A 23,773-nucleotide genomic window follows, 5' to 3' on the forward strand; every position below is an offset into this window, starting at 1 on the left:
GATAACCACCGCCAATTTCACCCATACGCCGGTTTGCGTGTGGCTGCACCCAGCGCCGCCATGTCGATGCCCACAAAACACGCCCCTGCCTGCGGGCAGAAAAATGGCCCGGTCATTCAGGCCGGGCCACTCGATTTTCAACCATGCTTTATGGCGCGCGCCTCGCGTGGCGCGCATCTGCCGGCTGGCGTATCAGCGCATCAGCTCACCATCCTTGCTGATCACGGTGATGTCGACATACTTCGATCCGCGGCGTTCCTGCGGGCCGAAGTTGACGATGTAGCCGCCCGCGTCGTAGCCCTTCAGGCTTTCGAGCGCGCCGGACATCTTCTCGCGTGAGACCCCGCCGCGTTTGACCGCTTCGGCGATGACCTTGGCGACGATATGGCCTTCCATCGTGGCGTAGGTGACCGGCTGGTCGGGGGCGAATTCCTTCATGACCCGCAGGTGTTCCTTCGATACGGGGGTCAGCGAGTTCCACGGCATCGGCACCACCTGCGAGATACCCACGCCGTGCGCGTCTTCGCCCACGGACTTGGTCAGCGACTTGTAGCCGACGGTGGACAGCGCGAACAGCTGTGCGCCCGGGTCGAGGTCGCGGTATTGCTTGACGAAGGCGGTGGCTGCGTCGGAGTTGGCGATCATCACGATGGCCTGTGGCTTCACCGCGTTGATGGTCTTCACTGCGTCGCCGACGGCATTGGTCTTGAGGTTGTAGATGCCCTTGGTGGCGAGCTCCAGATTGTGCTCGCGCAGCGCGGCCTGCACGGCGGCAAGGCCGGTCTTGCCGAAGGCGTCGTCGGAATACAGTACGCCGATCTTCTGCATGCCGAGGCTCACCGCCTGCTTGACGATCTTGCGCGCCTCGTCGCCGTAGCTCGCGCGGACGTGGAACAGCTGCGGGATGTAGCCTTCCTGGATCGAGTCGGCCTCGAGCTTGTAATTGCCCTGGCCGGCGGCCTTTTCCTCGGTGCCGTAGGGCGCGCGCAGCGAGTCGGCGCCGGTGAGCGGGCCGACCAGCGCGATATTGGCTTTCTGCAGCGCCTTGGTGCGCACGATCAGCGCGATGTTGGGGGTGCCGGTGTAGCCGGCCAGCACGTCGACGTTATCGTTGATCAGTGCCTGGGTGTTCTGGTAAGTCTTGGGGGGCAGGCTGGCGTCGTCTTTCACGATCAGCGTGATCTTCTTGCCGCCCACGCCGCCCTTGGCGTTGATGGAGTCGAAATAGGCCTTCATGCCGGTCGAGTAGTCCTTGCCCGAATCAGACAGCGGGCCGGTCAGCGCCACCGACTGGCCTACGCGGATTTCACCGCCGGCGGCAAACGCGTTGGCGGCAAAGGCAAGGCTGACGGCAAGCATGCTTGCGCGGAACAGGTTTTTTTTCATTCTGACTCCACCCGATTTAAACGGTATTGGTATTGTTTTGGGCCGGGCAAACCGGCAAGATCGGTGCCAGTCGGACCGTCTGGCGCGATGCAAAACGCCGTCCGTATCTTATAGCATCGACGCGGCTTTTGCTAATATGGCAGCCCACTGATATTTCCCGCTTTTTCCCTGACCGTGCCCCCATCCAGCAACGATTTTGCAGGCCGCCTGATTGCCTGGCAGCAAGCCCACGGGCGCCACGATCTGCCCTGGCAGCACTCGCGCGACCCTTACCGGGTCTGGTTGTCCGAGATCATGCTGCAGCAGACCCAGGTCGCCACGGTGATCCCTTACTACCTGGCCTTTCTCGAACGCTTTCCCGATATCGCCGCGCTGGCCGCGGCGCCGCTCGACGACGTGCTGGCGGCCTGGAGCGGGCTCGGCTACTACACCCGGGCGCGCAATCTGCAAAAGGCCGCTCAGCAGATTGTGGCCGGGCATGGCGGCGTGTTTCCCGACGATGTCGCGCTGGTCGAGGCGCTGCCGGGTATTGGGCGTTCCACTGCGGCGGCGATCTGTGCGTTTTCGTTCGGGCAGCGCCGGGCGATTCTCGACGGCAACGTGAAGCGCGTGCTCGCGCGCTGGCTTGGCGTGGATGGCTACCCCGGCGACAAGAAGATCGAGACCCGGCTGTGGGCCGAGGCCGAGGCCTTGCTGCCGGCCATCGGCATCGAGGCCTACACGCAGGCGCAGATGGACCTGGGCAGCCTCATCTGCACGCGCGGCAAGCCGCGCTGCGATGCCTGCCCGGTCAGCACGGATTGTGTTGCCCTGCGCGACGGCCTGACCGCCGTGCTGCCGGCACCGAAGCCGAGAAAGGCCATCCCGAGCCGGGCCACGGTCATGCTGCTGGCCTGGGACGGCGACCGGCTGCTGCTCACGCGGCGCCCGCCGAGCGGCATCTGGGGCGGCCTGTGGTGCCTGCCCGAGGTGGCGTCCACGCTCGATGCCGAGACTTTTTGCACGCAGCACGGCCTGACGCTGCTGGCCGACCAGGCCGCTGCGGACTTCGAGCATGTGTTCACGCATTTCCGTCTCACCATCACCCCCCATGCGCTGCAGGTGGCGCGCGGCACGGCGCTTGCCGCTGAGCCGGACTGGGACTGGTTCACGCGCGAGCAGGCGCTCGCCGCCGGCATTCCGCAACCTTTGCGCAAATTGCTGTCGAACCCGCAGGCCAGCCTGTTTTGAGGTCGGGCGGCGCTTGTGTGTGGCCGCCGTCAAACTTGCAGTCAAACTCGTTTAAAATACGCGTTTTGCGTCCGAACCCCTGCCCTTAAGGAATCGCCATGCCCGTCAACCTGCCCGCCATCGATCCCGCCCAATTGTTCCCGGTCGCCGGGGTCGAGCTCGGCTATGCCTGCGCCGGTATCAAGAAACCCAACCGCAAGGACGTGCTGGTGCTGCGCCTGGCCGAAGGTGCCTCGGTGGCCGGCGTGTTCACGCAGAACCGCTTCTGCGCGGCGCCCGTGCTGGTTTCCAAGGATCACCTGGGCCACGGCAATATCCGTGCGCTGGTGATCAACACCGGCAACGCCAATGCCGGCACCGGCGAAAAGGGCCTGCTCGACGCGCGCGCGGTGTGCGAGGCGGCGGCGAGCAAGCTCGGCGTGAAGTCGTCGCAGGTGCTGCCGTTCTCCACCGGCGTGATTCTCGAGCCGCTGCCCGTCGACAAGATCTTCGCCGGCCTGCCCGACGCGGTGGCCGACCTCAAGGCCGACAACTGGGCCAACGCCGCCGAGGCGATCATGACCACCGACACCCAGCCCAAGGCGACGTCGAAGCGCGTCACCATCGGCGGCCAGACCATCACCATCACGGGCATCTCCAAGGGCGCCGGCATGATCCGCCCGAACATGGCGACCATGCTCGGCTTCGTCGCCACCGACGCGGCCGTGCCGCAGGCGCTGCTGCAGGCACTGCTGCGCCACGCGGCGGATCGCTCGTTCAACCGCATCACGATCGATGGCGATACCTCGACCAATGACTCCTTCATCCTGATCGCCTCGGGCAAGGTTGCGGTGCCGGGCTTCAACGATGCCGACAGCGCCGAGTTCGCCGCGCTGCGCGATGCCGTGACCGAGGTGTCGCAATGGCTGGCGCAGGCCATCGTGCGCGATGGCGAAGGCGCGACCAAGTTCATCAGCGTCAAGGTTGAAGGCGGCAGGAACGAGGATGAGGTGAAGGCCGTGGCCTATGCGATCGCCCATTCGCCGCTGGTGAAGACGGCGTTCTTCGCCTCCGACCCGAACCTCGGTCGCATCCTGGCGGCCGTCGGCTATGCCGGCATCGGCGATCTCGACGTGAGCCTGATCGACCTCTACCTCGACGGTGTGTGGGTCGCCAAGGACGGCGGCCGCAACCCCGACTACAAGGAAGAGGACGGCCAGCGCGTGATGAAGCAGTCCGAGATCACCATCCGCGTGCTGCTCAAGCGCGGCCCGGCCGAGACCACGGTGTGGACCTGCGACTTCTCCTACGACTACGTGCGCATCAACGCCGACTACCGTACCTGATCCCTGTCCCAAGTGCCGCGGGCATCGCGCCCGCGGCTCACCCGCCGCCCCGCCTGATGGCCGCCCTCCCTGTATTGGACCCCCCATGACCCTGCCCCTCGAACACCTCGTTGCGCGTGCCGAGCAGCTGATCGACCGGCTCGAACAGATCCTGCCGCCTGCCGTGCCAGACGTGGCCTGGGATGCCGTGGCCTACCGCTGGCGCAAGCGCCAGGGGCGCGGCTTTCTCGAAGCCGTGCATCACCTGCACAGGATCGGCCTGGCCGACCTGCACAATATCGACCGGCAGAAGCGGCTGATCGAGCAGAACACGCGCCAGTTCGTGCACGGCAAGCCCGCCAACAACGTGCTGCTGACCGGCGCGCGCGGCACCGGCAAGTCCTCGCTGGTGAAGGCGGTGCTCAACGAGTTCGCGGGCCATGGCCTGCGCCTGATCGAGGTGGACAAATCCGATCTGGTCGATCTGCCCGACATCGTCGATCTGATCGCCGAGCGCCCCGAGCGCTATGTGATCTTCTGCGATGACCTGTCCTTCGACGAGGGCGAGGCCGGCTACAAGGCACTCAAGTCGGCGCTCGACGGCTCGGTGGCGGCCGCCACCGACAACCTGCTGATCTACGCGACGTCAAACCGCCGCCACCTGCTGCCCGAGTATTTCCACGAGAACGAGCGTACGCGCCACGTCGGCGAGGAAATCCACCCGGCCGAGGCGGTCGAGGAAAAGGTCTCGCTGTCCGAGCGCTTCGGCCTGTGGGTGTCGTTCTACCCGTTCGGCCAGGATGAATACCTGGCCGCGGTGCGCCACTGGCTCGGTCACTTCGGCGTGGCCGATGTCGATGGCCAACTGGTGACGCGCGAGGCGCTGCAGTGGTCGCTATCGCGTGGCATGCGCTCGGGCCGCGTGGCCTGGCAGTTTGCCCGCGACTGGGCCGGCCGCCTGCAGGATGGCGCCGCATGAGCGACACGGTGGAGGACAAGATCGTCGATGTCGTCGCAGGGGTGCTGCGCCAGCCCGACGGTAGTTTCTTTCTCGCCAGCCGGCCCGAGGGCAAGGTCTACGCGGGCTACTGGGAATTTCCCGGCGGCAAGGTCGAGCCCGGCGAGGCACGCGCCGATGCGCTGACGCGCGAATTGCGCGAGGAGCTCGGCATCGAGGTCGAGCACGCCACGCCGTGGCTCACGCAGGTATTCACCTATCCGCACGCCAAGGTGTGCCTGAATTTCTTTCTCGTCCACCGCTGGCGCGGCGAGCCGCATCCGCACGAGGGCCAGCAGTTCGCCTGGCAGCGTGCCGGCGTGCTCGACGTGTCGCCGGTGCTGCCGGCCAATACGCCGATCTTCCGCGCACTGGCGCTGCCTGAGCTGTATGCGATCACCAATGCCCAGGAATGGGGCGCCGCGCCGCTGCTGGCAAGGCTGGAGGCCGCGCTGGAGCGTGGTCTCAGGCTGATCCAGGTGCGCGAGAAGAGCTGGCCACGTGAGCAGCAGCTGGCCTTTGCCCGCGAAGTCGTGGCCCGCGCCCGGCCCTTTGGCGCCAAGGTATTGATCAACGGCGATGTGACGCTGGCCCACGAGGCGGGGGTGGATGGCGTGCACCTGTCGAGCGGTGCGCTGCTGGCGGCCGGCGAGCGCCCCGATCTGCCTTGGGTCGGCGCCTCCTGTCACGATCTGCGCGAGCTCGAACAGGTGGCGCGGCTCGGCCTCGACTATGCCTTGCTCGGCCCGGCGCAGCCGACGGCCTCGCACCCGGGCCAGCCGGCGCTGGGCTGGGAGGCCTTCCGCGCGCTGCACGCGCATGGCTGGCCATTCCCGATCTACGCGCTCGGCGGCCTTGCGCCGGGCGACCTTGCTACCGCACAGGCCCACGGCGCGCACGGCATCGCGATGCTGAGGCAGGCCTGGTGAGGCGCTGGCTCGCGCCGCTCGTGTTGCTGGCCGCCTGCAGCGGGCCGGACCAGCCGCCGCCGTCTGTGACCTGTGCCGACCCGGCGGCGGGCTGCCGTTTCAAGGTGGGCGAGCGCGAAGTCAGCCTGCGCTTCGGCCAGCCCATCACGGCGATGGCGCCGTTCGACGTGGCCGTGAAGGTTGCGCAGGCGCGCGAGGTCAAGGCCAGCTTTGCCATGCGCGGCATGGATATGGGGAGTAACCAGTATCGCCTGCTCGCCGCAAATGACGGAAACTGGGCCGCCAAGGTCATGCTGCCCGTCTGCGTGCAAGGACGCCGCGACTGGCTCATGACGCTGAGCGTGGACGGCGAGGCCGTCACCGTACCGTTTTCCAGCCATTAACCATCCCTGCCTCGACCGGCAGGCCCGGAGGCCCCATGCGCATTGCCGTCTTCGATACCCACCGCTACGACCGCGAGGCGCTCGAGCACGCCAACGCCGCATTCGGCCATGAGCTGTGCTTTTTCGAGCCGCGCCTGAACGCGCAGACGGCCGAGCTTGCCGGCGGCTTCGACGTGGTCTGCCCCTTCGTCAACGACAGGCTCGACGCCGCCGCGCTCGGCGTGCTGGCGCGGGCCGGTGTGCGGCTGGTGGCCTTGCGTGCGGCCGGCTTCAACGCGGTCGACATTGCCGAGGCCAACCGTCTCGGCCTGCGCGTGGTGCGCGTGCCGGCCTACTCGCCGCATGCGGTGGCCGAGCACGCCTTCGCGCTGCTGCTGACGCTGGTGCGCAAGACGCACCGCGCCTACGGCCGCGTGCGCGACGGCAATTTCTCGCTCGACGGGCTGGTTGGCTTCGATCTGCATGGCAAGACGATAGGCATCGTCGGCGCCGGGCGCATCGGCCAGGCGGCCATCGGCATCGCGCGCGGCTTCGGCTGCCGTACGCTGGTCTATGATCTGGGACGGGACACGGCCTTGGCCGAGCGGCTGGGCTTCGAGTATGCAAGCATGGACGAGGTCCTGGCGCAGGCCGACGTAGTGTCGCTGCACCTGCCGTTGACGCCGCAGAGCCGTCACCTGATCGACACCCACGCGATTGCGCGCATGAAGCCCGGGGCGCTGATCGTCAACACCAGCCGCGGCGCGCTGATCGACACGCACGCGGTGATCGCCGCGCTCAAGTCGGGGCGCCTCGGCGGGGTGGGGCTCGACGTCTACGAGCTGGAGGAGGGGGTGTTCTTCGAGAATCTGTCCGAGGCGCCGTTGCAGGATGACCAGCTGGCGCGCCTGCTGACCTTCCCCAACGTGCTGATCACCTCGCACCAGGGCTTTCTGACGCGCGAGGCGCTCGACAATATCGCCCACACGACGCTGGCTAATGTGCGCGCCTTCGAGCGTGGCGAGGCGCTGGAGAACGAAGTACAGCTCAGCTGAGCACGTCGTCGTCCGGCGGCGTGTCGTCCTTGGTCGGAATGCGGTATTGCTCGTTGGCCCACTGGCCGAGGTCAATCAGCTTGCAGCGCTCGGAGCAGAACGGCCGGAACGCGTTCTCAGACAGCCAGGCGACCTGTGCGCCGCAGCTCGGGCAGGGGACGTAGCGGATGGTTTTTTTGGGCTCGGACATGGTCGGCAACACGAAACGGGTCGGCGCATGCTAACACAGCACCGATCGACATTTTGCAAGGAAGCAGCATGAGCAACCAAGACTGGCTGGCGCGCAGCCGGCAGGCCGTATGGCACCCGTGCACGCAGATGAAGCGCCACGAGACGCTGCCGCTGGTGCCGATCGAGCGCGGTGAAGGGCCGTGGCTGATCGACTTCGACGGCAAGCGCTATCTCGACGGGGTATCGAGCTGGTGGGTCAACCTGTTCGGCCACTGCAACCCGCTCATCGGCGATGCCATCAAGGCGCAGCTCGATACGCTCGAACACGTGATCCTGGCCGGCTTTACCCAGCGGCCGGTGGTCGAGCTGTCCGAGCGGCTGGCGGCGCTGACCGGCCTGGGCCATGCCTTCTACGGCTCGGATGGCGCCTCGGCGACCGAGATCGCGCTCAAGATGAGCTTTCACTACTGGCGCAACGCCGGGCGTGGCGACAAGGTAGGCTTCGTCAGCCTGCAGCACAGCTATCACGGTGAGACGCTGGGCGCGCTGTCGGTGACCGACGTGGCCTTGTTCCGCGACACCTATGCGCCGCTGCTGCGCCACAGCCACCAGGTGCCGAGCCCCGACTGGCGCCTGGCCGCACCCGGCGAGAGCCACGAGACCTATGCGCTGCGCTGCGCCGATGCGCTGGCCGACTTCCTGGCGCAGCACCACGCGAGCACCGCCGCGCTGATCGTCGAGCCGCTGGTGCAGGGCGCGGCCGGCATGGCGATGTACCACCCGGCCTACCTGCGGCGCGCGCGCGAGCTGTGCGACCGCTACCAGGTGCATCTGATCGCCGACGAGATCGCGGTCGGCTTTGGCCGCACCGGCACGATGTGGGCGCATCAGCAGGCCGGCATCAAGCCGGATTTCCTTTGCCTGTCGAAGGGCATCACCGGCGGCTACCTGGCGTTGTCGGCCGTGCTGACGACCGATGAGGTCTATGCCGGCTTCTACCACGACGATGTCACGCGCGGCTTCCTGCACAGCCATAGCTACACCGGCAATGCGTTGGCCTGCCGTGCGGCGCTGGCGGTGCTCGACATCTTCGAACATGAGGAGGTGATCGAGAGCAATCGCGTGCGTGCCGCCTGGTTCACGGCGCTGATGGAGCCGATCATGCACCACGCCAAGGTGCGGCACTTCCGCCACCTCGGCATGATCTGGGCCTTCGAGGTCGACACCGCGCGGCCCGATTTTGCCAGCTGGGCCTTCTGCCTGGCGATGGAGCACGGCGTGCTGATCCGCCCGATGGGCAATACGGTATATTTCATGCCGCCCTATGTGGTCGACGGCGAGGAAGTCAGCCTGTTCGTTTCGGCCGCGCTCGACATGCTGGAGCAGGCCTAGGCTACGGGTGCTGGCCGTGGTGGGTGTCAGCCGTCGAGCCCGGCACGCTCCGCCAGGTCTTTCAGATCCATTGCCAGCGCGCCCTCGATCTGCCCCAGCGGCCCGGCCAGAAAGGCCGCCAGTGCCTGTTCCTGCGGGTGCATGCGGTCGGGGCGAAGCTGCACCATGACCAGCAGGTGGTACAGTTCGGCCAGGGTGATGCGCTCGGCGCTGCGGCGCAGCAGCCAGCCGTTTCCGTCGTTGCGGTCGATCAGCTGGGCCTTGTGCAGCCGCGCGAGCAGCTGCGACAGTTGGTCGAGCCCGCAGTGCAGCTTCTTCTGCAGCTGCCTGGCGGAGGGTGCCTCGCCGCGCTGCTGGGCGTGATAGAGCTGCACCAGCACGCGGATGGCGTCGAAGAAGCTGCGCCCGACGAGCGGCTTGCGGCGCCAGGCCTGGGTTTCCCAGTACGACAGGCTGGCCGACAGCACGGCGCCGAACAGGATGGTGGCCCACATCACATACAGCCACAGCAGGAAGATCGGGAAGCTCGAAAATGCGCCATACACCAGCTTGTAGCTGCCCATGCCCTTGATGTAGACGGCAAAGCCCCGCTTCACGAACTCGAACACCACCGCCGCCACGGCGCCGGCCGTCAGCGCATGCTTCACCGGCACCTCGCAGTTCGGCACGGCGTAGTACAGCAGCGAGAAGGTCGCCATGCCGAGCAAGAGCTGCACGCTACTGGCCAGCGCCGCCTCGCCGAAGGGCACCTCCTTGGCGTAATCCATCGACTGCGTGAGCAGCCATGAGGTCAGGCTCAGGCTGGCGCCGATGATGATCGGGCCCAGCGTCAGCGCCGCCCAGTACATGATGATGCGGCGGAACATGGGGCGTGGCGTGGTCACGCGCCAGATGGCGTTGAAGGCGCGCTCGATGGTGAGGATCATCATCAGCGAGGTGACGCCCAGCGTGATGATGCCGACCGCGGTGAGCTTCGCCGCGTTATCGGAAAACTGCCGCATGTACACGGTGATGATCTTGCCCGACGAGGTCGGCACCAGGTTGGTCAGCAGGAAGACCTTGAACTGGTTGCTGAAGCTCTCGAACACCGGGAAGGCCGAGAAGATCATCAGCACGATGGTCAGGAAGGGCACCAGCGCCAGCAGCGTGGTGAAGGTCAGGCTGCCGGCGGTCTGCAGGCACTGGTCCTGCTGGAAGCGCGTGAAGACATAACGCAGGAAGCCGGCGGGGGCGTGCAGGGGCGTGCGCTTGGCACGGTCGATCAGCGTCAGCAGCATGGTGTCGGGGGAAATCGGCGGCGGGATTGGTCTTTGCCCAATATAATAGCGCATCCGTTTTTCCATCCCCCGTCCCATGCACGATATTCTGGTTCTTTATTACAGCCATCACGGCGCCGTGAAACAGCTCGCCCAGCTCGTTGCACGCGGCGTCGAGGGTGTCGCCGGCTGCCGCGCGCGCCTGCGCACCGTGCCCAAGGTCTCGACCGTGTGCGAAGCCAGCGAGCCCGCCATTCCCGACAGCGGCGCGCCCTATGTGGAGCGGCAGGACCTCGACGAGTGCATCGCCGTCGCGCTGGGCAGCCCGACCCGCTTCGGCAACATGGCCGCACCGATGAAGTATTTCTGGGATGGCACGGCCAGCGAATGGACGCGCGGCACGCTCGCCGGCAAGCCCGCCTGCGTGTTCACGAGCAGCGGCGCCATGCACGGCGGCAACGAGGCGACGCTGATCAGCATGATGCTGCCGCTGTTGCATCACGGCATGGTGCTGGTCGGCCTGCCGTTCACCGAGCCTGCGCTCAACCTGACGCAGACCGGCGGCACCCCTTACGGCGCCAGCCACGTGGCGGGCATGATGTCCGACCAGCCGGTATCCGAACATGAAAAACAACTGTGTCTCGCGCTGGGCCGCCGCCTCGCCGAGACCGCACTGAAACTCGCCAAATGAACCTGAATCGTCTGCTCTATCTCGGCTCGGTCGCAAGCCTGACCGCGCTGATCTTTCTCTGCCTCGCCTGGGAGCTGTGGCTCGCGCCGATCCGCCCGGGCGGATCGTGGCTCGTGCTCAAGGTGGTGTTCCTGCTGTTCCCGCTGTTCGGCATCCTGCGCGGCAAGGTCTACACCTACCAGTGGTCGAGCATGTTCATCCTGATCTATTTCACCGAGGGTGTGGTGCGCGGCTGGTCGGACCACGGACTGTCGCAGATGCTGGCGCAGATCGAGGTCGCCTTATCGATGCTGTTCTTCGTCTGCGTGATCTATTACGCGCGCGCCATGAAGCGCCTTGCAGCGGGAGTATAACCATGCAGACCGGCCAGACTCGCCTGCTCTGGGTATTGCTGATCAGCTTTCTTGCCGCTTCATGCTGGTCGGGCTGGCAGCCCCATGATGCCGGCACCTGGGGCATGGAGGTTGCGCCGGCCGGCATTGCGCTGGCCGTGATGGTGCTGACGCGGGCCCGCTTTCCGCTCACCAGCCTGCTCTACCTGCTGGTCTGGTTGCATGCGCTGGTGCTGCTGGTGGGCGGCCACTACACCTATGCCGAGGTGCCGGCGTTCAACTGGCTGCGCGACGAATTCGGCCTCGCGCGCAACTATTACGACCGCGTCGGCCACCTGATGCAGGGTTTCGTGCCGGCCATCGCGATTCGCGAGATCCTGCTGCGCAACACCGCGCTCAAGCCGGGTAAGCTGCTGTTCTTCATCATCGTGCTGATGTGCCTCGGCATCAGCGCCGCTTACGAGCTGGTCGAATGGCTGGCCGCCGTGCTGCTGGGGCAGGGTGCCGATGCCTTCCTCGGCACCCAGGGCGATGTGTGGGACACCCAGTGGGACATGTTCTGCGCGATGATCGGCGCGCTTGCCGCGCAGCTGAGCCTGGCGCGGCTGCATGACCGCCAGCTGGCGGCGTTGTCAGCCATGAAATGAAAAACGCGCCCTCGGGCGCGTTCTCGTGTTGCCGGCTCGATGCCTCACACCAGCGGCTGAGCCTGAACCTTCTCTGCCTTGCTCGACAGCTTGTTCAGCGCCGAGAGGTAGGCCTTGGCGGAGGCGGCGATGATGTCCGTATCCGCCCCCTGGCCGTTGACGATGCGGCCGTCGCGCGCCAGCCGTACTGTCACTTCGCCCTGGCTATCGGTACCGCTGGTGATCGCGTTGACCGAGTACAGCTGCAGTTCGGCGTGGCTCTCAACAACGCTTTCGATGGCCTTGAAGGTGGCGTCCACCGGGCCGGAGCCCGTGGCCTTGCTACGTTTCTCGTGGCCGTGATCAACGAACACGATTTCGGCTGCCGGCTGTTCTCCGGTCTCCGTGTGGGTCGCGAGCGAGACGAACTTGTAGTCCTCCTGCTCATGGGTGATCAGCTCGTCGCTGACCAGCGCGTGCAAGTCTTCGTCAAAGATCTCGCTCTTCTTGTCGGCGAGCTCCTTGAAGCGGGCGAAGGCGGCGTTCAGCGCCTCTTCGCTTTCCAGTTCGATGCCGAGCTCCTTCAGCCGCGTGCGGAACGCGTTGCGGCCGGAAAGCTTGCCCAGCGTGAGTTTGTTGGCGTGCCAGCCCACATCTTCGGCGCGCATGATCTCGTAGGTCTCGCGGTGCTTGAGCACGCCATCCTGATGGATGCCCGATTCGTGGGCAAAGGCGTTGGCGCCGACGATGGCCTTGTTCGGCTGCACCGGGTAGCCGGTGATGGTCGATACCAGCTTGCTCGACGCCACGATCTGTGTGGTATCGATGCGTGTTTCGACATTGAACAGGTCACGGCGCGTCTTCACCGCCATCACCACTTCTTCGAGCGAGGCATTGCCAGCCCGCTCGCCAAGGCCGTTGATCGTGCATTCGACCTGGCGCGCGCCGTTGGCGACTGCCGCGAGCGAGTTGGCGACGGCCATACCCAGGTCGTTGTGGCAGTGGGTGGACCAGATCACCTGGTCCGAATTGGGCACGCGCTCGATCAGCTGGCGCATGCGCTCGCCCCATTGCGCGGGAATCGAATAGCCGACGGTATCGGGCACATTGATGGTCTTCGCGCCAGCCTGGATCACGGCGTCGAACACGCGGACGAGGAAATCCATCTCCGAACGCACGGCATCCTCGGCCGAGAATTCGACATCGTCGGTGTACTCGCGGGCGATCTTGACGGCCTTTACCGCCGCCTCGACGACCTGATCCTCGCTCATGCGCAGCTTGTTCTGCATGTGGATCGGGCTGGTCGCGATGAAGGTGTGGATGCGGCCCCGGGCGGCCGGCTTGATCGCCTCGCCGGCACGGCGTACGTCGTTCTCGTTGGCGCGGGCGAGCGAACAGATGGTCGATTCCCTGACGATCTCGGCGATCGCCTTGATCGCCTCGAAGTCACCGGGGCTGGCAGCGGCAAAGCCGGCCTCGATGACATCCACGCCGAGTTTTTCCAGCTGGCGGGCGACGCGGATTTTTTCTTCCTTGGTCATCGATGCGCCGGGGCTCTGCTCGCCGTCGCGCAAGGTGGTGTCGAAGATGTACAAACGATCGCTCATGGCTGGGGTGCTCCTGGAAGCCGGGCTGTTCGCACCCGACGGGTTGTTCGAAATCGTGTTGACGGAATAGGCGTGAATGTTGAATGGGCGGCCCAGCGAGGATGCCACCTCGGAGATGCGGGCGATATAGCTGGCAGGAATGCTGCCACGCTCGCGCCACTTATAGATGGCTGCACGCGACAAGGGCTCGTTGGGGAAGATGCGGTTGAAGTCTTCCGCGAGCTTGGTGGGGCCGCCGAAGTCGGCGATTAGACGATCGATGTCGAACGACATGGCACTATCCTGCTATCAACTTGATGAGCAGGATAGTGAGATTTGGACAATGCGTCAAATTAAATTTGACGCATTTTTAGAGATGGGTAGTTGGTGATGCGGCTTTTTTAGACATTAAGTCAAAATTACTGGGGGCCGGTATCCTGCGTATCGTCCTGCTTGTTGCGTCTGAGGCGCAGCAGGGCAATCAGGTAGCCTGACAGCGCATAGCAGACGAACAGGCCAAACAGCACCATGGGCGGCTCGACGGAGATCATCACGATGAACACGACGACGGCGAGCAGCGCGACGAACGGCACCGCCTTGCGCGCATTGAGCTCCTTGAAGCTGTAGAACGGCACATTGCTGACCATGGTCAGGCCGGCGAACAGTGTGAACGCCAGCATCATCCACTTGATCGCCGGGCCGTCGATCTCGTATTCGTTGCAGATCCACACAAAGCCCGCCACCAGCGCGGCGGCCGCCGGGCTGGGCAGGCCCTGGAACCAGCGCTTGTCCTGCACCGCCAGCATGGTGTTGAAGCGCGCCAGACGCAGCGCGGCACCGACGGCATAGACGAAGGCCACGGTCCAGCCGAGCTTGCCCATGCTCTTGAGCATCCAGACGTAGGCCACCAGCGCGGGGGCGATGCCGAAGCTGACCATGTCGGACAGGCTGTCGTACTCGGCACCGAAGGCGCTCTGGGTGTGGGTCAGGCGGGCGACCCGGCCATCCAGGCCATCCAGCACCATGGCCACGAAAATGGCGACCGAGGCGAGGATGAAGCGGCCATTCATGGCCTGCACGATGGCGAAGAAGCCGCCGAACAGGGCTGCCGTGGTAAACAGGTTGGGCAGCAGGTAGATACTTTGCTGGCGCAGCGTCATGTCGCGATCGTCGCGACGTCGATTAAACGGATGCATGGGCCTCCGGGAGCAGGTTAGGTAGGGCGTGGCGGCGTATCGCCAGCCTGGCGGGACGGCAATCTGCGGGTGGCAGGCGGCCTGGCCGATATTGTGTGTGGTCAAACCGCGCCATTTTAACGCAAAACACGGGGCGGGTTCTCACCACGCGCTTGGGGTGGGCCTCTCCGGCGTCTGGCTGGTGCTGGTGTGCGGGCGGTCTCGGCGGTCGCCGATGGCCGGGGCTGTCTAAATGTCGAATTCCGTTCCCGGCTGAGATGTGGCCCAGCTGCGGATGGCGTTGAGCAGCGCGGCCACGTCCACCGGCTTGGTCAGGTAACGTTCGAATCCGGCCGACAGGCCCTCCGCGATGTCGCTCGGCATGGCGTTCGCCGACAGTGCCCAGACCGGCACCTGGCAGGTGGTCGGCCGGTTGCGCAAGGCCTGCAGGATCTCCACGCCCGTCATGTCGCCCAGGTTCATGTCGCTGAGCACCAGGGTAGGGTGGATCTCCTCGCACAGCGCGATGCCGCTGGCGCCCGAGTCCGCCGTGAAGAACCTGATCGTCGCCTGCTTGGCAAAGACGCGTGTCAGCAGCAAGCGCGAGACCGGATCATCCTCGATGTAGAGCACCGTGATGTCGTCGGTGCCCGGTGCTGGCGCCATGGGCGCCGCTGCCGTGGGCTGAGACGCGCGTGGCGGCTCGGCGGCGGGAATGTTGACGGTAAACACGCTGCCGCGCCCCGGCTCGCTCTGCAGGCTGATGTCGCCGCCCATCAGCTGCAGCAGCTGGCGGGTGAACGACAGGCCGATGCCGGCGCCTTCCTCGGTCTTCTGCTTGCTGCCGACGCGCGAGAAAGGCTGGAACAGCTTGGCTTGATCCTCGGCACTGACCCCGATGCCGGTGTCGCGCACGGCGAGCGTCATGGTGTTGGCTTGCCGTTCGAGATGCAGGCTTACCTCGCCCTGCTCGCGGTTGTACTTGATGGCGTTGGACAACAGGTTGAACGCGACCTGACGCAGGCGCCGCTCGTCCCCCATCACCCAGCAGGCCTGCCCGGCGGCCAGTGGTGCCAGCCGCACGGCGCGGCGCTCCGCAAGCGGCGCCACCAGCGTCAGGCAATCGTGCAGCAGCGCGCTCAGCTCGACCGGTTTGCTCTCCACCGTCAGGCGCCCGGCCTCGACCTTGGCCAGATCGAGCACTTCGTTGATCAGGTCCAGCAGGTGCCAGCCGGCACCGGTGATCGCCTGCAGCGAAGCCTGCTGCTCCTGGCCCAGCTCCTCCTGCAGCAATTCGGCGAAGCCGATGATGGCGTTCAGCGGGGTGCGCAGCTCATGGCTCATCTGCGACAGAAAATCCGACTTGGCTCGTGAGGCCGCCAAGGCCTTGTCGCGTGCATCGGCCAGTTCGTGCTGTACGGCCATGCGCTCGGTGATGTCGGTGATGCTGAACACGCGGCCCAGCACCTGGTCACGCCACATCTGGGGGCAGGAGCGGCATTCGAAGACGCGGCCGTCGAGCAGTTCCAGCGTGTCGAAACTGAGGCTGTCGCGCGCCTCGCGTAATTCCAGGAAGCGCTCGCAGACCTGCTCGGAGTCCTTGCACTGGCCCCAGATGCGGTCGAACAGCACCTGATCGTCGCCTTCGCGCAGCAGCTCGGACGGCAGCTGCCAAAGCTCGGCAAAACGGTGATTGAAGTTGCCGATGTTGCCGTGCAGGTCGATGACGAGAATGCCTTCCGCCACCGACTCGAGTGTCGCCCGCAGCATCGACATCGCGTGTTCCAGCTCGGATTCGACATTCTGCCGCGCCTGGGCGTCGCGCGCACGGATCACCAGCCAGTCCTGGCCATTGCTTTCGATGGCGCGAATGGACTTCTCGACTGCCAGCAGGCTGCCATCGGTGCGGGCATAGAGCCCCTCGGCCAGTGCGATCTCCTGGTGATGTCCGCTGGCGACTTCGTTCCAGTAGAACATGTCCGGCAGCGAGCGCTCGAGGTCGGTGATCGGGCGGCCGATCAGCTCGTCCACCGTCAGCCCCAGCATCGTCGCGGCCCGCGGGTTGGCGGCGACGATGTGCCGATTGCTGGGGTCGACCACCAGCAGCAGCTCGTCACTGGCTGCCAGCATCATGACCGAGAGGTCGCTTGGGGAGATCATCATGCTCAGGCGGGCTTGCCGGCTTGGCCAGGTGCGTCGAAGTAGTAGGTCACGCGCTTGCGTGGGCTCAGGTATTCATAGACCGGACGCGGCAGCTGCCCTGGGCGGATCGCCTTGGCGATATTGAGGTCGCTTTCATTTTCGAGGTCGACGATGATTGCCTCGTTCTTGGGGATATCCGGATCATAGACCAGTACCGCGGGCTTCAGCGGCTTGCTCGAATTGACCGACATCACGATGCCCAGCATGTCGTTCGACAGCCGCACCACCGTGCCGGGCGGGAACACCCCCAGGCAGCGGATGAAGGTGTTCAGCGCATGCGATTCATAGCGTGCGCGTTGCTGGGCAAACAGCAGCGACAGCGCCTCGTGGGGCGTTACCGCCTGGTTGAGGTTGATCGGATTGCACAGGTTGTCGTAGGCATTGACGATGGCGACCACCTGGGCCGCGCGCGTGATCTTGTCGCCCTTGCAGCCCGTTGGGTAGCCGCTGCCGTCCATCGCCTCATGATGCTGGGCGATCACCGCCAGCACCTCGGTCGGCAGCCCGAGCTTCTTTGTGATGGTGAGGCCGTAGGCGCAATGCTGGCGCATGAAGTCGGCTTCTGCCTTGGTCAGCGGCTCGGTCTTCATCAGGATGCGCTCGGGGATTTCGAGCTTGCCGATGTCGTGGAACAGCGAGCCGACGCCGATGGTCTTGATCTCGTCCGGTGTCCGGCCGCTCTCCTTGCCGAGAATCATGGCAAGCACGGCGACGTTGAGGGAATGGTAGTACACCTCTTCGCCAGCCACCTTGTCGTTCATCAGGTGGATGGCGACGTCGCGGTCGGTGAGCAGGGATTCGACCATCTGTGTCACCAGCGCGTTGGCTTCCTCCATCGCCTCGGCCGGGCGTGAGAACAGGTTGCGCGTGATGTTCTTGATGCTGCCGGCGGCGGACATGAATTCCCGCTCGGTCGCGGCGATCGCCTCACGCTGCTTGCTCAGGCGCTCCATGCGTGCGAGCTTGGCCGCCTGTTGTGGGGATTGCTGTGGTGGCGGAGGTGGCACGGGCTGCGGCGTGGTGGGCACCGGGCCTGGCGGTACGTCACTTTTCGCCGGGTCGTAGCGGACATTTTCCAGGCCGAGGCTGCGAATCGTGTCGATCTGATCCGGCGACTTGAGCTTGAAGTTGTTGAAGGTGAATGGATGGTCGGTCCAGCGCAGATCGAGGTGGACATATAGACCAATGACCAGCTGGTCGACCGATATGACGGGTAACGAGTCTGACATCTGTGACACCATGGTGGCTGGGGCTCACCTTGCTTACGCGCAAGGCGGCAACTAGGTGGAATATTAACCAATCATAATACACGGACGACAAGAGTAAAAATAAAAACGGCCGCATGTAGCGGCCGTTTTGCTGGGGATCGCAGCGGCGATCAGTTCTTGCTTTGATCGACCAGCTTGTTTGCCTTGATCCACGGCATCATGTCGCGCAGCTGTTCGCCGACGACTTCGATCGGGTGAACAGCGTTCAGACGGCGGCGCGCTGTCATCGAAGGATAGTTGGTCTTGCCTTCCTGGATGAACATTTTGGCGTATTCGCCAGTCTGGATGCGCTTCAGCGCATTGCGCATCGCGGCACGCGACTGCTCGTTGATGACTTCTGTGCCGGTCACGTACTCGCCGTATTCGGCGTTGTTCGAGATCGAGTAGTTCATGTTGGCGATGCCGCCTTCGTACATCAGGTCGACGATCAGCTTCAGCTCGTGCAAGCACTCGAAGTAAGCCATTTCCGGCGCGTAGCCGGCTTCGGTCAGGGTTTCGAAGCCCATCTTCACCAGCTCGACCGCGCCACCGCACAGAACGGCCTGTTCGCCGAACAGATCGGTTTCGGTTTCTTCACGGAAGTTGGTCTCGATCACGCCGCCCTTGGTGCCGCCGTTGGCCGCCGCATAGGACAGGGCGATGTCGCGTGCCTTGCCGGACTTGTCCTGGTAAACCGCGATCAGCGAAGGAACACCGCCGCCACGCTTGTATTCGGAACGGACGGTGTGGCCTGGGCCCTTCGGCGCAACCATGATCACATCGAGGTCGGCGCGCGGCACGACCTGGTTGTAGTGCACGTTGAAGCCGTGAGCGAAGGCCAGCGTCGCGCCTTGCTTGATGTTGGGTTCGACGTTGTTCTTGTAGACCTCGGGGATGTTCTCGTCCGGCAGCAGGATCATCACGAGATCGGCGCCCTTGACCGCTTCGTTGACTTCAGCAACCTTGATGCCGGCGGCTTCAACCTTGCCCCACGAAGCACCACCCTTGCGCAGGCCGACGGTAACGTCGACGCCGGAGTCGGTCAGGTTTTGTGCGTGGGCGTGGCCTTGCGAACCGTAGCCAACGATGGTGACCTTCTTGCCCTTGATCAGGGAGAGGTCGGCGTCCTTGTCGTAATAAACTTTCATCTTCAATCCTTTCGGTGGTCGGGCGGGTGACCCCGCCTCGGTTGCCGGTGCGCAAGCGCACCTGTTCAATTTAAATCTTCAGAATGCGTTCGCCGCGGCCGATGCCGGAAGCACCGGTACGCACGGTTTCGAGGATCGCGGTGCGGTCCAGTGCCTCGATGAAGGCGTTGAGCTTCTCACCCGGGCCGGTCAGCTCGATCGTGTAGGTCTTTTCCGTCACGTCGATGATGCGGCCGCGGAAGATGTCCGCCATCCGCTTCATTTCCTCGCGGTCCTTGCCGGTCGCGCGTACCTTGATCAGCATCAGCTCGCGCTCGATGTGATCCGATTCGTTGAGGTCGATCACCTTGACGACTTCGATCAGCTTGTTGAGCTGCTTGGTGATCTGCTCGATGACATCATCGGAGCCGGAGGTCACGATGGTCATCCGTGATAGTGTGGCATCTTCGGTCGGCGCAACGCTCAACGATTCGATATTGTAGGCGCGTGCCGAAAACAGGCCAGCTACGCGGGACAGCGCGCCAGCTTCGTTCTCGATCAGAATGGAGAGAATGTGTCGCATGGGTCCGTCCCTTAGCTCAGGTTGCCGTAGTCGCGTTCTTTGCTGGTGGCCACTTGCTGCAGATTGCGCATGTGGGCCGGCAGGTCCATCTGGTTCAGGCCCTTGCCGTTTTGCACCATCGGGAATACGTTTTCGGACTGATCGGTCAGGAAGTCCATGAACACCAGGCGTTCCTTCAGCGCCAGCGCCTCCCTGAGCGCGCCCTCGACGTCGGACGGCTTCTCGATGCGCATGCCGACGTGGCCATAGGCCTCGGCCAGCTTCACAAAGTCGGGCAGGGCATCCATATAGGATTCGGAGTAGCGGTTGCCGTAGAAGAACTCCTGCCACTGGCGAACCATGCCCAGGTAGCGGTTGTTCAGGTTGATGATCTTGACCGGCGTATGGTACTGCTTGGCGGTCGAGAGCTCCTGGATGTTCATCTGGATCGACGCTTCACCGGTGATGCAGCATACGGTCGCATCGGGGTTGGCGAGCTGCGCGCCCATCGCGTACGGCAGGCCGACACCCATGGTGCCGAGGCCGCCCGAATTGATCCACTGGCGCGGGCGATCGAACTTGTAATACTGCGCCGCCCACATCTGGTGCTGGCCGACGTCCGAGGTGACGATGGCATCGCCGCCGGTCAGTTCGTGCAGCTTCTGTACCACGTACTGCGGCTTGATGACGACGTCCGAGTTCTGGAAGAACATCGAGTTCGGCTCACGCCACTCGTTGATCTGCTTCCACCACGCGTCGAGTGCCTTGGCATCGAGCCGTTCAGGCGACTGGCGCAGGATGCTGAGCATCTCGTCGAGCACGTCCTTGACGTTGCCGACGATGGGGATGTCCACTTTCACGCGCTTGGCGATCGAGCTCGGGTCGATGTCGATGTGAACGATCTTCTTCGGCGAGCTGAGGAAATGGCTCGGCACCGAGATCACGCGGTCGTCGAAACGTGCGCCGATAGCGATCAGCACATCGCAGTACTGCATGGCCAGGTTGGACTCATAAGTGCCATGCATGCCGAGCATGCCGAGGTTCTGCTTGTCGGTGCCCGGGTAGGCGCCGAGGCCCATCAGCGTGTTGGTACACGGCACACCGAGGCTCTGCACCAGCTCCTTGACCTGCTCGGAGGCATTGGCCAGCACGGCGCCGCCGCCGACGTACACCAGCGGGCGCTTGGCTTCGAGCAGCAGGTTCACGGCCTTCTTGATCTGGCCCGGGTGTCCCTTACCGATCGGCGTATAGGAGCGCATCGATACGCTTGACGGGTAGCTGAATTCGGTCTTCTTGAGCGTCACGTCCTTGGGGACGTCGATCACGACCGGGCCGGGACGGCCGGTGGTGGCGATGTAGAACGCCTTCTTGAAGGCCGATGCGAGATCGTTGATGTCCTTGACCAGGATGTTGTGCTTCACGCAGGGGCGTGTGCAGCCGACCATGTCGACTTCCTGGAAGGCATCGAGGCCGATCGCGGCCGTCGGCACCTGGCCGGAGATCACGACCAGCGGGATGGAATCCATGTAAGCGGTGGCGATGCCGGTAATAGCATTGGTTGCGCCCGGACCCGAGGTCACCAGGGCAACGCCGACCTTGTCGCTGGAGCGCGAGTAGGCATCGGCGGCATGAACCGCGGCCTGCTCGTGGCGCACCAGAACGTGCTTGAATGCCTCTTGCTTGAAGATTGCATCGTAAATTTCGAGAACCGCGCCGCCAGGATAGCCGAAGACGTATTCAACGCCCTCTTCCTGCAGACAACGCACGACGATTTCCGCGCCTGTGAGTTCCATGTCTGTCCTTTTTTCGTTAACCGAAAGTTTGTTCATATGAAAGGGTTTTCGGTCCCGAAGGGTGCTTGCCTTGGGGACAGGAACAGGCGCAGTCGCTGGTGGTCAACTTTGCTGTCTGTGGTTGTGCGAACCTCTCGGAGGTGCGCGCTAGGTCAGAACACGGTTCTGCCTTTTGGCCGCTCGCAACCAGCTTTGTGTGCCAATCGTGCAAGCGACGCGGGGAACCCGGTAAGGGAGGGTCAACGTTACCCGAAGCGGGCGGGGCTGGTCAACCCCCTTGGTGCATTGCACCAGCGGGGCAAACCGCTGATCGCTATGGGATTCGGCGGCGAGATTTGCTAGCATTCGCCCCGCGCAATTCATCAACCAAAGTGGGCCTGCAACATTCGTCGGCTCCCGCTATCGCCAAGAGGGCCGGGTTCTGGCTACCTATCAGGAACTGTCGAAATTTCTGGCCGATGTCGACAGGCGTGCTTTCAAGTACGCCATGTTCGCGGTCCAGGATGAGGACACCGCACTCGATATCGTGCAGGACGCGATGCTCAAGCTCGCCGAAAAATATTCAGACAAGCCGCTGGCCGAGTTGCCGCTGTTGTTCCAGCGCATTCTGCAAAACCAGATCCGCGACTATTTTCGGCGGCAGAAGGTTCGCTCGATGTGGACGACGCTGCTGTCGGCGTTCACCAGCAAGGACGACGATCAGGACGAGCGCGATCCGCTCGAGGTGCTGGAGGCGGAATCCTCCTCGATGGCGTTTGCCGCGCCCGAGGAACAGTTGAATCGCGAGCGTGTCCTAGCGGTAGTGGAGGAGGGTTTGCACAGACTTCCTGCACGTCAACGGGAGGCATTCCTGCTGCGTTATTGGGAAGAGATGGATGTGTCGCAAACGGCGCAGGCGATGGGGTGTTCCGAGGGAAGCGTGAAGACGCACTGCTCGCGCGCCACCCATGCCATGGCGGATTGGTTGCGCAGTAAGGGGGTTGAATTATGAGACAAGGATTGGATACCACAAAAATCAAGCGGCAGCTTGATGCAGGCCTGCCGGCGTTGGATGCGCGGCTGGCGGCGCGCCTCGGGCAGGCTCGGCAGGCGGCGCTGGCGCGCTATCCGCATGCCGTGGCGCGGCGCGTCACGGGCTTGTCGCTGGTCGATGGCTGGCTCGAGCGCCATGACTGGCATCCGAGCAGCCTGTCGGTGTTCACCTCGGGCCTGGTGCTGTTGTTGGGGCTGGCCGGTGGCCTCTATTGGTATAACCTTGATCAGCCGGACGACGATATCGACGCCGTGCTGCTCGCAGACGACTTGCCGTTGCAGGCCTATGTGGACAACCGCTTCGAACAGTGGATTGAGCGGTAGTATGTTGAGAGTGATCGTACTCGCGGCTGGATTGCTGCTGGCCGGGTTGCTGCATGCCGCCGAGCCGGCAATGCCGGCCTGGGCGCAGCTGACACCACAGCAGCAACAGGTTCTCGCGCCCATCGAAAAGGAGTGGAACTCCTATCCCGATATCAAGCGCCGCCGCTTGCTGCAGGTGGCCAAGCGCTATCCCACGATGACGCCGGTCGAGCAGCAGCGCATCCAGTCGCGCCTGCGCGAATGGGCGACGCTGACGCCAGAGCAGCGCAAGCTGGCGCGCAAGAACTACAAACAGTTGCACGACCTGCCGCATGACAAGCGGCAGCAGGTCAAGCAGCGTATCAAGCAGTCGACGGTGCGCCCCGGCGCATCAAAGACGGTAACACCAAGGCACGCGCCTTTGCCTGCCGAGCCGCCCGCTGTGCCTGCGCAACCTCCTCAGGATAAATGATGCACTCTGCCTTGCCCGCCGCCAGCCCCTGGCGGCGTTTGCTTTGTATGCTCTACGAATTTGTGATTCTGTTCGCGCTGGTGTTCGTGGTGGGGCTGTTGCTGCCGATGGCTCTGTTGCCGCTGGCCCAGCGCGCGGGTCTGACTGCTGTGGTGCAGGGCCCGTGGTTCTGGCGGCTGATCTGGATGTTGGTGCTCGGTGCCGTGGCCGGCTACTTTGTCCGCAGCTGGACGCGCGGTGGCCAGACTCTGGCAATGCGCGCCTGGCGTCTGCGACTGGTCATGGAGGGGGATCGCCCGCTTGACTGGCGCCAGGCGGCCACCAGACTATGCCTGCTTGCCCTGTGTTTTGGCGGGCCGGTGTTGACCGGGGCCTGGTATCGCCACCAGCCCTCGGTATTACCCTACTTTGCGGCCAGCTGTGTATTTTTGCTTGTTGTGCTGGCCTGGGCCTGGCTCGATGACGATCGTCGCTTCCTGTATGACCGGCTGACGGCCACCCGGACGGCCTTGCTTCCCCCGTGCGGCGCCAAGCGCTGAGCCG

At 64.3% G+C, this 23,773-nt stretch carries 24 protein-coding genes; 14 read left to right on the plus strand and 10 right to left on the minus strand.

The window, feature by feature from the left end; genetic code table 11:
• Positions 1–192 precede the first annotated feature (192 nt).
• Positions 193–1,386, minus strand: coding sequence for an ABC transporter substrate-binding protein (locus ABWL39_RS00005; protein ID WP_367786035.1), 1,194 nt, complete (start codon positions 1,384–1,386; stop codon positions 193–195).
• 174 nt (positions 1,387–1,560) lie between these two features.
• Here ABWL39_RS00005 and mutY point away from each other — a divergent pair, with 174 nt between their 5' ends.
• The 6 genes from mutY to ABWL39_RS00035 all read left to right on the plus strand — a co-directional run bounded on the left by mutY (position 1,561) and on the right by ABWL39_RS00035 (position 7,263).
• On the plus strand, positions 1,561–2,616 hold the full coding sequence (gene mutY, locus ABWL39_RS00010; protein ID WP_367786037.1) for an A/G-specific adenine glycosylase: 1,056 nt from the start codon (positions 1,561–1,563) through the stop codon (positions 2,614–2,616).
• 98 nt (positions 2,617–2,714) lie between these two features.
• Entirely contained in the window at positions 2,715–3,941 is a 1,227-nt protein-coding gene (gene argJ / locus ABWL39_RS00015) for a bifunctional glutamate N-acetyltransferase/amino-acid acetyltransferase ArgJ (protein ID WP_367786038.1), read from the plus strand.
• Positions 3,942–4,026: 85 nt separating this feature from the next.
• On the plus strand, positions 4,027–4,899 hold the full coding sequence (locus ABWL39_RS00020) for an ATP-binding protein (RefSeq protein ID WP_367786040.1): 873 nt from the start codon (positions 4,027–4,029) through the stop codon (positions 4,897–4,899).
• Positions 4,896–5,846: a Nudix family hydrolase gene (locus ABWL39_RS00025; protein ID WP_367786042.1), complete on the plus strand. Its 951-nt coding sequence runs from the start codon at positions 4,896–4,898 to the stop codon at positions 5,844–5,846. Before ABWL39_RS00020 ends, ABWL39_RS00025 begins: the two co-directional genes overlap by 4 nt.
• On the plus strand, positions 5,843–6,229 hold the full coding sequence (locus tag ABWL39_RS00030) for a hypothetical protein (protein WP_367786043.1): 387 nt from the start codon (positions 5,843–5,845) through the stop codon (positions 6,227–6,229). The genes ABWL39_RS00025 and ABWL39_RS00030 overlap by 4 nt, the downstream gene beginning before the upstream one ends.
• A gap of 35 nt (positions 6,230–6,264) precedes the next feature.
• Positions 6,265–7,263 carry a 2-hydroxyacid dehydrogenase gene (locus ABWL39_RS00035; protein WP_367786044.1) on the plus strand — a complete coding sequence of 333 codons (999 nt, stop codon included), beginning with the start codon at positions 6,265–6,267 and terminating at the stop codon, positions 7,261–7,263.
• On the opposite strand, the gene yacG is transcribed toward ABWL39_RS00035, so the two are convergent.
• The gene (yacG, locus tag ABWL39_RS00040; RefSeq protein WP_367786045.1) at positions 7,256–7,453 is read right to left on the minus strand and encodes a DNA gyrase inhibitor YacG; all 198 of its coding nucleotides are present in this window, start codon (positions 7,451–7,453) and stop codon (positions 7,256–7,258) included. The genes ABWL39_RS00035 and yacG overlap by 8 nt on opposite strands.
• Before the next feature lie 68 nt (positions 7,454–7,521).
• Between yacG and bioA the strand changes: the two genes are divergently transcribed.
• Positions 7,522–8,826, plus strand: coding sequence for an adenosylmethionine--8-amino-7-oxononanoate transaminase (gene bioA, locus ABWL39_RS00045; protein WP_367786046.1), 1,305 nt, complete (start codon positions 7,522–7,524; stop codon positions 8,824–8,826).
• A 26-nt stretch (positions 8,827–8,852) separates the two neighbouring features.
• Here bioA and ABWL39_RS00050 read toward each other — a convergent pair whose 3' ends face one another.
• Entirely contained in the window at positions 8,853–10,157 is a 1,305-nt protein-coding gene (locus ABWL39_RS00050; RefSeq protein WP_367786047.1) for a YihY family inner membrane protein, read from the minus strand.
• 22 nt (positions 10,158–10,179) lie between these two features.
• Between ABWL39_RS00050 and wrbA the strand changes: the two genes are divergently transcribed.
• Genes wrbA through ABWL39_RS00065 form a run of 3 tightly spaced genes read left to right on the plus strand, consistent with a single transcriptional unit; the run spans position 10,180 to position 11,752 of the window.
• The gene (gene wrbA, locus ABWL39_RS00055) at positions 10,180–10,773 is read left to right on the plus strand and encodes an NAD(P)H:quinone oxidoreductase (RefSeq protein ID WP_367786049.1); all 594 of its coding nucleotides are present in this window, start codon (positions 10,180–10,182) and stop codon (positions 10,771–10,773) included.
• Positions 10,770–11,126, plus strand: coding sequence for a DUF2069 domain-containing protein (locus ABWL39_RS00060; protein ID WP_367786050.1), 357 nt, complete (start codon positions 10,770–10,772; stop codon positions 11,124–11,126). Before wrbA ends, ABWL39_RS00060 begins: the two co-directional genes overlap by 4 nt.
• A gap of 2 nt (positions 11,127–11,128) precedes the next feature.
• On the plus strand, positions 11,129–11,752 hold the full coding sequence (locus tag ABWL39_RS00065) for a DUF2238 domain-containing protein (RefSeq protein ID WP_367786052.1): 624 nt from the start codon (positions 11,129–11,131) through the stop codon (positions 11,750–11,752).
• Between the two features lie 44 nt (positions 11,753–11,796).
• Here ABWL39_RS00065 and ABWL39_RS00070 read toward each other — a convergent pair whose 3' ends face one another.
• The 7 genes from ABWL39_RS00070 to ilvB all read right to left on the minus strand — a co-directional run bounded on the left by ABWL39_RS00070 (position 11,797) and on the right by ilvB (position 21,423).
• Positions 11,797–13,611, minus strand: a complete 1,815-nt coding sequence (locus tag ABWL39_RS00070) for a 2-isopropylmalate synthase (RefSeq protein ID WP_367786054.1) — start codon at positions 13,609–13,611, stop codon at positions 11,797–11,799.
• 125 nt (positions 13,612–13,736) lie between these two features.
• Positions 13,737–14,513 (minus strand): CDP-diacylglycerol--serine O-phosphatidyltransferase, encoded by a 777-nt coding sequence (gene pssA, locus ABWL39_RS00075; protein WP_367786056.1) that lies wholly within the window; start codon positions 14,511–14,513, stop codon positions 13,737–13,739.
• Positions 14,514–14,741: 228 nt separating this feature from the next.
• A complete protein-coding gene (locus tag ABWL39_RS00080; protein ID WP_367786058.1) occupies positions 14,742–16,655 on the minus strand; it encodes an ATP-binding protein in 1,914 nt (637 codons plus the stop codon).
• A 2-nt stretch (positions 16,656–16,657) separates the two neighbouring features.
• Positions 16,658–17,923 (minus strand): HD-GYP domain-containing protein, encoded by a 1,266-nt coding sequence (locus tag ABWL39_RS00085; RefSeq protein ID WP_367786059.1) that lies wholly within the window; start codon positions 17,921–17,923, stop codon positions 16,658–16,660.
• Positions 17,924–18,072: 149 nt separating this feature from the next.
• A complete protein-coding gene (gene ilvC, locus ABWL39_RS00090; RefSeq protein ID WP_367786060.1) occupies positions 18,073–19,089 on the minus strand; it encodes a ketol-acid reductoisomerase in 1,017 nt (338 codons plus the stop codon).
• A gap of 70 nt (positions 19,090–19,159) precedes the next feature.
• A complete protein-coding gene (gene ilvN / locus ABWL39_RS00095; protein ID WP_367786061.1) occupies positions 19,160–19,651 on the minus strand; it encodes an acetolactate synthase small subunit in 492 nt (163 codons plus the stop codon).
• A gap of 11 nt (positions 19,652–19,662) precedes the next feature.
• Positions 19,663–21,423 (minus strand): biosynthetic-type acetolactate synthase large subunit, encoded by a 1,761-nt coding sequence (ilvB, locus tag ABWL39_RS00100; protein WP_367786063.1) that lies wholly within the window; start codon positions 21,421–21,423, stop codon positions 19,663–19,665.
• 421 nt (positions 21,424–21,844) lie between these two features.
• Here ilvB and ABWL39_RS00105 point away from each other — a divergent pair, with 421 nt between their 5' ends.
• Genes ABWL39_RS00105 through ABWL39_RS00120 form a run of 4 tightly spaced genes read left to right on the plus strand, consistent with a single transcriptional unit; the run spans position 21,845 to position 23,769 of the window.
• On the plus strand, positions 21,845–22,414 hold the full coding sequence (locus ABWL39_RS00105) for an RNA polymerase sigma factor (protein WP_367786897.1): 570 nt from the start codon (positions 21,845–21,847) through the stop codon (positions 22,412–22,414).
• Between the two features lie 8 nt (positions 22,415–22,422).
• A complete protein-coding gene (locus tag ABWL39_RS00110) occupies positions 22,423–22,779 on the plus strand; it encodes a DUF3619 family protein (protein WP_367786065.1) in 357 nt (118 codons plus the stop codon).
• 1 nt (position 22,780) lies between these two features.
• Entirely contained in the window at positions 22,781–23,230 is a 450-nt protein-coding gene (locus ABWL39_RS00115; RefSeq protein ID WP_367786067.1) for a DUF3106 domain-containing protein, read from the plus strand.
• A complete protein-coding gene (locus ABWL39_RS00120; protein WP_367786899.1) occupies positions 23,230–23,769 on the plus strand; it encodes an RDD family protein in 540 nt (179 codons plus the stop codon). Before ABWL39_RS00115 ends, ABWL39_RS00120 begins: the two co-directional genes overlap by 1 nt.
• Positions 23,770–23,773 lie beyond the last annotated feature (4 nt).

The organism is Chitinivorax sp. PXF-14 (assembly GCF_040812015.1).
Classification (GTDB): Bacteria; Pseudomonadota; Gammaproteobacteria; order Burkholderiales; family SCOH01; genus JBFNXJ01.